General features: G+C 60.3%; 10 protein-coding genes and 1 tRNA gene. 7 read left to right on the top strand and 4 right to left on the bottom strand.

The annotated features are described in order from the left end of the window. The first annotated feature begins 66 nt into the window (after window positions 1-66). Window positions 67-555 (top strand): DNA starvation/stationary phase protection protein Dps, encoded by a 489-nt coding sequence (gene dps / locus CFB10_RS15570; protein WP_020011667.1) that lies wholly within the window; start codon window positions 67-69, stop codon window positions 553-555. Window positions 556-625: 70 nt separating this feature from the next. On the opposite strand, the gene CFB10_RS15565 is transcribed toward dps, so the two are convergent. Continuing rightward, a complete protein-coding gene (locus CFB10_RS15565; RefSeq protein WP_004429892.1) occupies window positions 626-847 on the bottom strand; it encodes a hypothetical protein in 222 nt (73 codons plus the stop codon). A 368-nt stretch (window positions 848-1,215) separates the two neighbouring features. Between CFB10_RS15565 and CFB10_RS15560 the strand changes: the two genes are divergently transcribed. Beyond that, window positions 1,216-1,290, top strand: a tRNA-Gly gene (locus tag CFB10_RS15560). A gap of 143 nt (window positions 1,291-1,433) precedes the next feature. Here CFB10_RS15560 and CFB10_RS15555 read toward each other — a convergent pair. Both CFB10_RS15555 and CFB10_RS15550 read right to left on the bottom strand, forming a co-directional pair. Continuing rightward, window positions 1,434-2,267 carry an aldo/keto reductase gene (locus CFB10_RS15555; RefSeq protein WP_020011670.1) on the bottom strand — a complete coding sequence of 278 codons (834 nt, stop codon included), beginning with the start codon at window positions 2,265-2,267 and terminating at the stop codon, window positions 1,434-1,436. Window positions 2,268-2,329: 62 nt separating this feature from the next. Further along, window positions 2,330-3,511: an MFS transporter gene (locus tag CFB10_RS15550; RefSeq protein ID WP_026363925.1), complete on the bottom strand. Its 1,182-nt coding sequence runs from the start codon at window positions 3,509-3,511 to the stop codon at window positions 2,330-2,332. 190 nt (window positions 3,512-3,701) lie between these two features. Between CFB10_RS15550 and CFB10_RS15545 the strand changes: the two genes are divergently transcribed. Next, window positions 3,702-4,601 (top strand): LysR family transcriptional regulator, encoded by a 900-nt coding sequence (locus tag CFB10_RS15545; protein WP_020011672.1) that lies wholly within the window; start codon window positions 3,702-3,704, stop codon window positions 4,599-4,601. Window positions 4,602-4,626: 25 nt separating this feature from the next. Here CFB10_RS15545 and CFB10_RS15540 read toward each other — a convergent pair whose 3' ends face one another. Continuing rightward, the gene (locus CFB10_RS15540; protein WP_020011673.1) at window positions 4,627-5,526 is read right to left on the bottom strand and encodes a LysR family transcriptional regulator; all 900 of its coding nucleotides are present in this window, start codon (window positions 5,524-5,526) and stop codon (window positions 4,627-4,629) included. A gap of 147 nt (window positions 5,527-5,673) precedes the next feature. On the opposite strand from CFB10_RS15540, the gene CFB10_RS15535 reads away from it, so the two are divergent. The 4 genes from CFB10_RS15535 to CFB10_RS15520 all read left to right on the top strand — a co-directional run bounded on the left by CFB10_RS15535 (window position 5,674) and on the right by CFB10_RS15520 (window position 11,552). Continuing rightward, the gene (locus CFB10_RS15535; RefSeq protein WP_020011674.1) at window positions 5,674-6,483 is read left to right on the top strand and encodes an alpha/beta hydrolase fold domain-containing protein; all 810 of its coding nucleotides are present in this window, start codon (window positions 5,674-5,676) and stop codon (window positions 6,481-6,483) included. A 55-nt stretch (window positions 6,484-6,538) separates the two neighbouring features. Then, a complete protein-coding gene (locus CFB10_RS15530; RefSeq protein ID WP_020011675.1) occupies window positions 6,539-7,729 on the top strand; it encodes an efflux RND transporter periplasmic adaptor subunit in 1,191 nt (396 codons plus the stop codon). Between the two features lie 134 nt (window positions 7,730-7,863). After that, the gene (locus tag CFB10_RS15525; protein ID WP_020011676.1) at window positions 7,864-11,058 is read left to right on the top strand and encodes an efflux RND transporter permease subunit; all 3,195 of its coding nucleotides are present in this window, start codon (window positions 7,864-7,866) and stop codon (window positions 11,056-11,058) included. Window positions 11,059-11,348: 290 nt separating this feature from the next. Further along, entirely contained in the window at window positions 11,349-11,552 is a 204-nt protein-coding gene (locus tag CFB10_RS15520; protein WP_020011677.1) for a hypothetical protein, read from the top strand. Window positions 11,553-11,601: the final 49 nt, after the last annotated feature.

Here is an 11,601-nt window from a genome sequence, read left to right as displayed (position 1 = left end):
AGGCCCGGACGTTAAACGACGGACTTTTCCAAAGCGGCATTCCGTCCGCAACTTCAGGAGACATCGATGAAGACGCACAAGACGAAGAACGACCTGCCTTCCAACGCCAAGTCGACCGTGATCGGCATTCTGAATGAATCGCTCGCTTCCGTCATCGACCTTGCGCTCGTCACCAAGCAGGCGCACTGGAACCTCAAGGGCCCGCAATTCATCGCCGTCCATGAACTTCTCGACACGTTCCGCACCCAGCTCGACAATCACGGCGACACGATTGCCGAGCGCGTCGTCCAGCTTGGCGGCACGGCGCTCGGCAGCCTGCAATCCGTCTCCTCGACGACCAAGCTCAAGGCTTATCCGACCGATATCTACAAAATCCATGACCATCTGGACGCCCTGATCGAGCGTTATGGCGATGTGGCCAACATGATCCGCAAGGCGATCGACGATTCCGACGAGGCCGGTGATCCGACGACGGCCGACATCTTCACCGCCGCCTCGCGCGATCTCGACAAGTCGCTTTGGTTCCTGGAAGCGCATGTGCAGGAAAAGAGCTGAGCGGAAAAATCCGCCGCCCCAACAGCAAAGCGCCCGGACGATCCGGGCGCTTTTTTCTCGTATTCAAGCGTCAGTGGCGCCGCAGAACGGCAAGCCCGATGTCCCGCAGCATCTCGTGATCGAGAATGCCCCGCTGGGCGCTGCGGATCAGAACCGCTGCGCACTCATTGGCAACGTGGCTACTGCGATCTTGAAAGCACTCGAAACATACGCCATCGAAAATATTCTGCAGATCGGTGATCTGCTCCGGCGACAATTGTGCGCCAACCCGTTCAAAAGCTGCATACGACAAGGCTCATCCTCCTGAAGATATGCCAAGTATCGTTTCTTTTTTTTCGTGGACATCAAATTTGTACACCCGAACGAATCACTTGTCGAATCAGATTTTAACCAAATGTAAATAGGTTATTTTCTGGCCTCCTCTCCTGCGATATCTTGCGGAAAGAAGATAAAACCCAATCGAAACAACGTCTTCTTCCTGGCGCACTCCTGTTCCGATTCCCGGCCGCCCTTACATTGCGGAAAAACGCGCAGCCGCATGGATTTCCACCGAAACCGCAAAAGAAACTGTTGCATTCCAAAAACGATTGAGCGATATAGCACCCGTCGCCGCTTCGGTGGCCCACGGTTCAGCGTACTACCCCGGACCGGTGGATTTGAGCGGGTGTAGCTCAGGGGTAGAGCACAACCTTGCCAAGGTTGGGGTCGAGGGTTCAAATCCCTTCGCCCGCTCCAGTTTTCCAAAAAAAGACGGATAAATCGTCACCAGGTCCGATGTGAGATGCATCGTTTCTATGGGCTGTGATGCGCATCGCCATGCGCGAAGATTTCTCACACAAAGAAAACCGGGAAGAGCGTTCCCTCCCCGGCCCTCATCGTCAGGCAGCTTCGTCCCAGACAGGCGCAAGCCCGTCCGGGGAAACAATGCGGCCATCCGGTCCGGCGAGCGCATGGATCGCCGCCATTTCATCGGCAGAAAGCTCAAAATCGAAGATGGCGAGATTTTCATCAACGCGCGCTTCGCTGACCGTTTTCGACAGGGCAACGACACCCGGCTGCTGCACGAGCCAGCGCAGCACCACCTGCGCCACCGACTTGCGACGGCCTGCGGCGATCTCCTTCAGCACCGGGTCGGCAAAGACCTTGCCATCGGCCATGCCGTAATAGCCCGTCACCGACATGCCGGCGGCCTTGGCGGCAGCGATAACCACATCCTGATCCATATAGGGGTGGTATTCGATCTGGTTGGTCACGATCGGAGCCTTGGAAAGCTTCACCGCCTCGGCCATCAGCGCCGTATTGAAGTTGGAGACGCCGATATGGCGCACCTTGCCGGCTTGCCTCACCTCGTTCAGCGCTCCGATCTGTTCGGCGAGCGAGACCGCTTCGTTCGGCCAATGCAGCAGCAACAGGTCGACATAATCGGTCTTCAGCTTTTTCAGGCTTTCATCGACGGAGGCGAGGAAGGCCTCGTGCGTGTAGTTCTCGACCCAGACCTTGGTGGTGAGGAAAATATCGCCCCTCGCCACGCCGGAACCGGCGATGGCTTCGCCGACTTCGGCCTCGTTGCCGTAGATCTGGGCGGTATCGATATGGCGGAAACCGGCCTTCAACGCATGCGGAACGATGCGCAGGACATCGGGGCCGGGAATGCGGAAGGTGCCGAAGCCGAGCGCCGGGATCGAAGCGCCATTTGCGGTGACATCAAACATATATTTTCTCCTTTGAGGTTGCCCGGCCAGCTTGGGGCATGGCCGGGAATTTTGTGAAAAGCTCAGGCGGTTTTCAGCGTCAGCGCGGCACGACGGTCCAGCGCGCTGCTCCAGAGCGTGAGCAGCAGGGCCACCGCAACGAGGATGGCGCCGACCCAGGGCGTTGCCGCAAGACCCATCGGCGATTCCACCACCAGGCCGCCAAGCCATGCGCCAATGGCGATACCGAGGTTGAAGGCGGCGATGTTGAGCGCAGAGGCGACATCGACCGCGCCGGGACGGTGTTCCTTGGCAAGCTGCACGACATAAAGCTGCAGGCCGGGAACATTGGCGAAGGACAGGAAGCCGAGCGCCGCAAGCGTGATGAGCGTCAGCACCGGTGAGAAGGCCGTGAAGGAAAAGACGAGCAGCACGATGGCCTGCGCGAGAAAGAGTCCGATCAGCGCCTTGGCCGGGTTATGGTTGGCGATCCTGCCGCCGCCAATATTGCCGGCTGCAATGGCGACGCCATAGAGCACGAGGATCAGGCTGACGCTCTTTTCCGAAAAGCCGGTCACATCCTGCAGGATCGGCGCAAGGAAGGTAAAGGCGACGAAAGTGCCGCCGTAACCGAGCGCGGTCATGGCGAAAACGATGAGCAGGCGGCCGGAACCGAGAACGCGGACCTGATCGAAGAGGCTCGCCGGAGGCGCTTTCTTGAGCGTGTTCGGCAGAAGCGTGGCAATGCCCAGGAAAGCAATGACGCCAAGGGCGGCGACGGCCCAGAAAGTGGCGCGCCAGCCGAAGACCTGCCCGATATAGGTGCCGAGCGGAACGCCGGTGACGATGGCGACCGTCAGCCCCATGAACATCATGGCGATGGCCGAGGCGCGGCGGTTTTCCGGAACGAGGTCGGCGGCGATGGTGGAGCCGACCGAGAAGAAAACGCCATGGGCGAAAGCGGCGATGACGCGGGCGACGAGCAGCATCTCATAGTTCGGCGACAAAGCCGCGGCGCTGTTGCCGATGATGAACAGGGCCATGAGGCCGAGCAGCAGCGGCTTTCTTTCGATCCTGCCGGTCAGCGCCGTCAGGATCGGCGCGCCGAAGGTGACACCAAGCGCGTAGACGCTGACGATGAGACCGGCCAGCGGCAGGGTGATATGAAGATCGTTGGCGACCGTCGGCAACAGGCCGACGATGACAAATTCCGTTGTTCCGATCGCATAGGCCGCGATCGTCAGGGCAAATATGGCCAATGGCATGATAACTACCTCTCCGCCCGGAGCGGGATCGCGGGCGTTCTGGACAGCGGCGCTGTCGGTTTGGAGCATTTTGACAGCGGTGCTGTCCGGTTGGATCACTCTATGGGGGCAATATGGGCGAAGGGGACTTGCATGATAATCGGCAAGATCGGATAAACGCCTTTGAATTGATTTCACAGATGGTGAGGCGATGGACAACAGGGCCGGAGAAATGGAAGTCTTCGTGGCGGCGGCGGAACTGGGCAGCTTTTCCGCGGCCGGGCGCAGGCTGAAGCTTTCCCCCTCAGCGGTGAGCAAGCTTGTCACACGCATCGAAGACCGCCTCGGCACCCGGCTGCTGGCCCGCTCCACCCGGCTTGTCACGCTCACACCGGAGGGTGAAGTCTATCTGGCCCGGGCAAGGCGCATTCTCGCCGACATCACTGAAACGGAGCAGATCGTGGCCAGCGGCGGCAAGGTGGTGCCGCGCGGCCTGCTGCGCGTCAACGCCACCCTGGGCTTCGGCGAACGTTACCTCCTGCCGCTTGCACCGGAATTTCTGTCGCTTTATCCGGAAATAGAACTGGATATCTCACTCACCGACGGCGTCATCAGCCTGATCGAGGAACGCACCGATATTGCGATCCGATCCGGCGCCATGGGCGATTCCTCCCTGAAGGCGCGGAAGCTCAAGGAAGTCCGCCGCGTCATCGTCGCTTCTCCTGCCTATATCGAAAAACACGGAATGCCGGAAAAACCGCAGGATCTGACGCATCACAATTGCCTGAGCTTCAATTTCAGCCGCAGCCTCAACGAATGGCCCTTCCGCGATCCCGGATCGACGGAAGTGTATCGCCTCCCCATCACCGGCAATGCATCGGTCAATAGCGGCATGGCGATGCGCAGGCTTTGCCTGGCGGGGCTGGGGCTCGGACGTGTTGGTGAATTCCACGTCGAGCCCGATATCAGGGCCGGCCTGCTCGTTCCCGTGCTGGAGGAGTATAGCGCCGAGGACATGGAGGTGATCCACGCGGTTTACGCCGGCCACGAGCACCTGGCCGCCCGCGTGCGCGCCTTCATCGATTTTCTCGCCGCAAGGGTCGGGCGCTGATTGGATTGGGAGGTGATCCCCCGCCTCACACCAGACCGTGCACCAGCTTTGCCAGCCAGTCGACGAAAACGCGGACCTTGTTGGTCACATGCCGGGTTTGTGGATAGACCACGTAGATCGGCATTGCCTCGCGCCGCCATTCGGAAAGCACCGGCACCAGTTCACCCCGCGAAAGCGCATCTTTCACCATGAAGACAGGAAGCTGCACGATGCCCATGCCGGCCAATGCCGCGTTGAGATAGGTACGGCTGTCATTGACCGAGACGACATAGTTCGGGGTCAGTTCAACGCTGCGCACACCATTGTCGAAAGAAGCCGGCATGATCTGGCCGGTGGTGGCATTGAGGTAGCCCACCGAATAATGATCCTTCTCGAGATCCTCCGGTTCTTGCGGCATGCCGAAGTTTTCGATGTAGGATGGCGAGGCGAATGTCTCGAACCGGAGTTCGCCCACTTTTCGGGCAATCAGCGACTGATCGCGCAGCACGCCGACCCGGAGTGCGCAGTCGACATTCTCCGCTATATAATCGACCAGACGGTCGCCGACGCCGAGATCGAGACGGATATGCGGATAACGCTGGTAAAATTCGCAAAGATGTGGGATAACCACCAGGTCCGCGAAGACACCGGCCATTTCCACCCGCAACCGGCCGGATGGCTGCACCTGTGCGCTGGACATGCTGCCGTCAAGTTCTTCGATTTCCGATAAAATCTGTGAGGCCCGCTCATAATAGAGAGCGCCATCCGTTGTCAGCATCACCCGGCGCGTGGTGCGGTTGAGAAGTGTGGTGTGCAAATGCGCCTCAAGCGCCTGCACCATGTTGGTGACCGTGGTTTTCGGCATGTTCAGCGCGGTGGCAGCGCGGCTGAAATTGCCGGTTTCCACAACCCGCGTAAAAACCCGCATGGCGGAGAGCTGATCCATTCACTGCCTCGGAGATATGATTATCCGTGATTTCGGAATAGTGTTTTCAAATTTGCATGCTTGATCGTTTCGATCCGAACAATAATATAGATTTCAGATTTTGCAATACGATCCGCCTATTGGTGGCGGCGCAAAGGATCTGGAGTCATGAACGCGCATTGGGAAAACATCGGCAGCAGCGAGGCGTCCGCGCCGAAGCTCTCCGTGCGCCGTTATGAAGGTTCCTGCCTCTGCAGCCATCCGCCTGTCGTGCTTTATCTGCGCGGCGGATCCTTTCTGGAACCCGGTCTCGAGCCGGGCGGCAATTGCCCCGAGCTTCCGGTGGCCCGCGCGCTTGCGGAAAGCGGCGCAGTGGTCGTGGAAGCCGATTACAGCAAGCCGTCCGGCAACGAGTTTCCGATGGTGATCGACTGTGCCTATGAAGCGCTCGATCATCTGAGCCGGGATCGCAAGCACTATGGCGGCGCGAAATCGCTGCTGTTCGTGGCCGGCGAAGAAGCAGGCGGCAATGTGGCGGCGGGGCTTGCCTTGAAGGCCCGTGACCGCATGCCGGGCAAGCTCGCAGGCCAGATTCTTCTGTCGCCCATGATCGACCCGATGATGACGACGGAATCCTTCCGCGATGCGGACAGGATCGGCATGCGCCAGCGTTGGGCCGATGGCTGGAGCCATTACCTTGCCAAGGCGTGCGGGTTCTTCCACCCCTATGCCGCACCGTGTCAGTGCACGCGGCTGAACCGGGTGGCGCCGGCGCTGATCTTTACCGCCGAGGACGACCCTCTGCGCGACGAAACGGTCAATTACGCAGACCGCCTCATCGCCTCAGGCGTCAGCGTCCGGCAGCATGTTTTCCCCGCCGGCGTCGGCTGGACGGGGCTCTATCAAGGAGAGGGCGGCGGATGGGTCTCATCCGTCTGTTCGGAATTCAAGACCTTCGTTGACCAGTTGAAACACTGAATACCGCATTTATTGAGAAACTGACCGGCTCCTGATCCGAGCCAAGGAGAAACCCATGACGCTGAACACCAAGCGCCGGGCCCTGACGGGCGCCGGTATCGGGCTCGCTATGTCCGTTGCAGCTGCAGCACTCATTTTCGACCTCCCCACCAGCCGTAATGCCACGGCCGCTTCCACCCCGGCTGAAACACCGGCAATCCCGGTTACCGTCGCCAAGGTGGAAAGCCGTGACGTGATGCGCTGGGAAGAATTTTCCGGCCGTCTCGAAGCCGTTGACCGGGTGCAGATCCGCTCCCGCGTCGCCGGCCAGATCAAGGCCGTGCATTTCCGCGAAGGCGCGCTGGTGAAGGAAGGCGATCCCCTCTTCACCATCGACCCGGCACCCTATCAGGCCGCCGTTGCAGGCGCTGAAGGACAGGTCGCTTCGGCCGAAGCCAAGGTCAGCCTTGCCAAGACCGAACTCGACCGTGGCCGCAGGCTTTCCGACAATCGCACCATCTCCCAGAGCGATCTCGACCAGCGCCAGAGCTCGTTTGCGGATGCCGAAGCCCAGCTTCGCGCCGCCCGCGCAGCACTGACCACGGCCCAGCTTGATCTCGGTTATACCGAAATCATCGCACCGGTTTCCGGCAGGGTCGGCCGCATCGAAATCACCGCCGGCAACCTCGTCGCCGCCGGTTCCACCTCGCCTGCGCTGACGACACTGGTATCGGTCAACCCGATCTATGCCAGCTTCAACGCCAGCGAAGGAACGGTTGCGAAGGCGCTTGCCGAACTGCCGAAAACCGATGGCGCCCTGCCCGCTCTCGAACAGATCCCTGTCGAAATCGGCACGCTTTCGGATGAGGGCACGCCGATCAAGGGCACCCTGCACCTGATCGACAACCAGGTGGATTCGGCAAGCGGCACCATCGGTGTCCGTGCCATCTTCGACAATCCGGACGGCAGGCTCATTCCGGGCCAGTTCGTGCGGGTGCGCATGGGCGAACCGAAGCCGGAAAACCGCATCGTCATCAGCGACCGCGCCATCGGCACGGATCAGGACAAGCGCTTCGTCTTCGTGGTCGATGCCGAAAACAAGGTGAGCTACCGCCAGATCAAGCCGGGCGCACCGGCCGATGGCCAGCGCATCATCGATAGCGGCCTTGCCGCCGGTGATACGATTGTTGTCAACGGCCTGCAGCGCATTCGTCCCGGTGCGACCATCGCACCACAGGCGGAAGACAAGGTTGCTGCTTCGCAGTAACCCTCCTCTTTGATCAGTAAGCGTCCCGCGCTTTCGCGAGACGCCCCTTCAGACAGAACCGGCCTCCACCGGCGGCAGAAAAGCCGCCGGAACGGCCTTTGCATTCCAAAAATATACCCGGAGAGGGACTGGATATGAATATTTCCAGATTTTTTGTCGATAGGCCGGTCTTCGCCGGCGTTCTATCGATCCTGATCGTGGTGGCGGGCCTTCTCGGCATGCGCGCCCTGCCGATTTCCGAATATCCGGAAGTCGTTCCGCCATCCGTCGTCGTCCGCGCCACCTATCCCGGCGCGAACCCGGCTGTTATCGCCGAGACCGTCGCCACGCCGCTTGAAGAACAGATCAACGGCGTCGAGGACATGCTCTACATGGGCAGCCAGGCGACGTCCGACGGCGTGCTCACACTGACCGTCACCTTCAAGCTCGGCACCGACCCCGACAAGGCCCAGCAGCTGGTGCAGAACCGCGTGTCGCAGGCCGAACCGCGCCTGCCGGCGGAAGTCCGCGCGCTCGGTATCACGACAGTCAAGAGCTCCCCCGACTTCATCATGGTCGTCAATCTGGTGTCGAAAACCGATGCCTATGACATCACCTACCTGCGCAACTACGCAACGCTGAACGTCAAGGACCGGCTCGCCCGCATCGAAGGCGTGGGCCAGGTTCAGGTCTTCGGCGCAGGTGACTATTCCATGCGCGTCTGGCTCGATCCACAGAAGGTCGCCGAACACGATCTTGCCGCCAGTGACGTCTCCGACGCCATTCGCCAGCAGAACGTACAGGCGGCAGCCGGCGTCATCGGCGCTTCGCCGAGCCCGAACGGCGTCGACCTGCAGCTCAACGTCAATGCCCAGGGCCGTCTGACGACGCCGGAGGAATTCGGCAACATCATCGTCAAGAGCGGCGCGAACGGCGAAATCACCCGCCTGCGCGATGTCGCCCGCATCGAACTCGGTGCTGCCGATTACACGCTGCGCTCGCTGCTCGACGGCGAACCCGCCGTGGCTGTGGCAGTTCTCCAGGCTCCCGGCTCCAACGCTATCGAAATCGCCGATAATGTCCGCGCCACCATGGACAATCTGCAGCTCGCGATGCCTGATGGCGTAAAATACGAGATCGTCTACGACACGACGAAATTCGTGCGCTCCTCCATCGAGAAGGTCGTCGATACACTCCTCGAGGCCGTTGGCCTCGTGGTGCTTGTGGTCATCCTCTTCCTGCAGACATGGCGCGCATCGATCATTCCGCTGATCGCCGTTCCGGTCTCGATCATCGGCACCTTCGCCGTCATGTATGCTTTTGGGTTTTCCATCAACGCGCTAACGCTGTTCGGGCTCGTGCTCGCCATCGGCATCGTGGTGGATGACGCGATCGTGGTCGTCGAAAACGTCGAACGAAACATCGAAAACGGGCTGTCGCCGCGTGACGCCACCTATAAGGCGATGCGCGAAGTGTCCGGACCGATCATTGCGATTGCGCTGGTGCTGGTCGCGGTTTTCGTGCCGCTTGCCTTCATCTCCGGCCTCTCCGGCCAGTTCTACCGGCAGTTCGCACTGACCATCGCCATCTCCACCGTCATTTCGGCGATCAATTCGCTGACGCTGTCACCCGCTCTTGCGGCGCTGCTGCTCAAGGAACATGGTGCACCGAAAGACTGGCTGACCCGCTTCATGGACCGGATTTTCGGCTGGTTCTTCCGCGGCTTCAACCGCGCCTTCGGCGCCGCCTCCAATGGCTACGGCAAGACCGTGGGCGGGCTGGTGACGCGCAAGAGCCTGGTGATGCTGGTCTATATGGCGCTGGTTGCGGCAACCTACGGCATGTTCACGACAGTTCCGAGCGGCTTCGTGCCGGCGCAGGACAAGCAATATCTCATCGGCTTCGCCCAGCTTCCGGATGGAGCAACGCTCGACCGCACCGAAAGCGTCATCAAGCGGATGAGCGACATCGCGCTCGAAACACCCGGCGTCAGCCACGCCATCGCCTTCCCCGGCCTGTCGATCAACGGCTTCACCATCGGCTCCAATTCCGGCATCGTCTTTGCGGTTCTCGATGACTTCGAAAAGCGCAAGACACCGGAACTGTCCGGCGGCGCCATCGCCATGCAGCTGAACCAGAAATATGCGGGCATTCAGGATGCCTTCATCGCGATGTTCCCGCCGCCGCCGGTCAACGGTCTCGGCCAGACGGGCGGCTTCAAGCTGCAGATCGAGGACCGCGCCGGTTACGGCTACCGGACGCTTGATGAAGCGACCAAGGCGGTCATCGCCAAGGCATACCAGACACCGGAACTGGCGGGCATCTTCTCCAGCTTCCAGATCAACGTGCCGCAGCTCTTCGCCGATCTCGACCGCGCCAAGGCCGAGCAGCTGGGCGTTTCGGTGACCGACGTCTTCCAGACGCTGCAGATTTATCTCGGTTCGCTTTATGTCAACGACTTCAACGCCTTCGGGCGGACATACAGCGTGCGTGTGCAGGCAGACGCGCAGTTCCGCGCCCATGCGGAAGATATTGGCCGCCTGAAGGTTCGTTCGGCAACGGGTCAGATGATCCCGCTTTCGACGCTGCTGAAGGTGGACGCGACGACAGGACCGGAACGCACCAACCGTTATAACGGCTTCCTTGCGGCCGATATCAACGGCGGTCCGGCGCCGGGCTTCTCCTCGGGACAGGCGCAGGCGGCGATCGAGAAGATCCTTGCCGAAACCCTTCCCGCGGGCGTCGATTACGAATGGACTGACCTGACCTACCAGCAGATCCTGGCCGGCAATTCCAGCATCGTTGTCTTCCCCTTGGCGCTGCTGCTCGTCTATCTCGTGCTTGCCGCGCAATATGAAAGCCTCACCTTGCCGATCGCGATCATCCTGATCGTACCGCTCGGTGTGCTCGCGGCCCTCACCGGCGTCTGGCTGACAGGAGGGGATAACAACATCTTTACGCAGATCGGCCTTGTCGTCCTTGTCGGTCTCTCGGCGAAGAACGCGATCCTGATCGTGGAGTTCGCCCGGGAGCTGGAATTCGAGGGACGAACGCCGCTTCAGGCGGCAATCGAGGCAAGCCGGCTTCGTCTGCGCCCGATCCTGATGACCTCGCTCGCCTTCATCATGGGCGTGGTGCCGCTGGTTGTCTCTACCGGTGCAGGTGCGGAAATGCGCGCGGCCATGGGTGTCGCCGTCTTCTCCGGCATGATCGGCGTGACGTTCTTCGGCATCTTCATGACACCGGTCTTCTACGTGCTGGTGCGCAAGCTGTCGGGCAACCGCCCGCTCATCCAGCACAAGCAGGAAGAACCGGCCAATTCGGACTACAAGCTCGAAAAGGCCGGCTGAGACCATACTCCCATCCACCGCACCTTCGACGCAAGCCCGCCGCGCATCCCCCGGATGCGCGGCGTTTTTCATGGACGGAAATGTCTATGCCGCCTTACTAAAATAGAATCAGTTTCAAATGCTTAAGCGGAAAACACGCCTATATTGCCCCACATTGAACCTGTCAAAAATCAATATATCGGCTTCAATCGGACAGACCATCAAGAAACGACGCTATTCTATGCTTGGAATTTTGTGGTAATTTCCAAGAACAGGGTGATTCGGACTAAATGATTTAGTTCAGGGGCGACATGATGGAGCAGGACTACGAGAACTGGGCAACGACCGTTGCCTATTCGATAGTGATGCATGAGGGTCTTGATCTCGCGCTTTCCGCGCAAAATCTCGACAGAGGCAAGACCAGAAACAATCGCGAGCGGTTGATGGAAGCCATTCGCACATCCTTGCTGGAAGCGCGCTCGCGCAGCCACTTGACGGCGGTGCAGCGGATTTAACGCCGGCCTGGCTCCGGACTTTGCCTGCGGCATAGCTTGCCGTGGCAAG

It is taken from the genome of Agrobacterium sp. 719_389 (assembly GCF_900188475.1).
Classification (GTDB): domain Bacteria; phylum Pseudomonadota; class Alphaproteobacteria; order Rhizobiales; family Rhizobiaceae; genus Agrobacterium; species Agrobacterium radiobacter.
The sequence above is the reverse complement of the archived record's forward strand: the minus strand, read 5'-3'. Positions and strand labels throughout refer to the sequence as shown.

Bases quoted from the DNA above. Each gene is read 5' to 3' on its own strand.
- CFB10_RS15550 (WP_026363925.1), bottom strand. From the start codon at position 3,511: ATGCCATTGGCCATATTTGCCCTGACGATCGCGGCCTATGCGATCGGA.
- CFB10_RS15530 (WP_020011675.1), top strand. From the start codon at position 6,539: ATGACGCTGAACACCAAGCGCCGGGCCCTGACGGGCGCCGGTATCGGG.
- CFB10_RS15555 (WP_020011670.1), bottom strand. From the start codon at position 2,267: ATGTTTGATGTCACCGCAAATGGCGCTTCGATCCCGGCGCTCGGCTTC.
- CFB10_RS15545 (WP_020011672.1), top strand. From the start codon at position 3,702: ATGGACAACAGGGCCGGAGAAATGGAAGTCTTCGTGGCGGCGGCGGAA.
- dps (WP_020011667.1), top strand. From the start codon at position 67: ATGAAGACGCACAAGACGAAGAACGACCTGCCTTCCAACGCCAAGTCG.
- CFB10_RS15540 (WP_020011673.1), bottom strand. From the start codon at position 5,526: ATGGATCAGCTCTCCGCCATGCGGGTTTTTACGCGGGTTGTGGAAACC.
- CFB10_RS15520 (WP_020011677.1), top strand. From the start codon at position 11,349: ATGATGGAGCAGGACTACGAGAACTGGGCAACGACCGTTGCCTATTCG.
- CFB10_RS15535 (WP_020011674.1), top strand. From the start codon at position 5,674: ATGAACGCGCATTGGGAAAACATCGGCAGCAGCGAGGCGTCCGCGCCG.
- CFB10_RS15525 (WP_020011676.1), top strand. From the start codon at position 7,864: ATGAATATTTCCAGATTTTTTGTCGATAGGCCGGTCTTCGCCGGCGTT.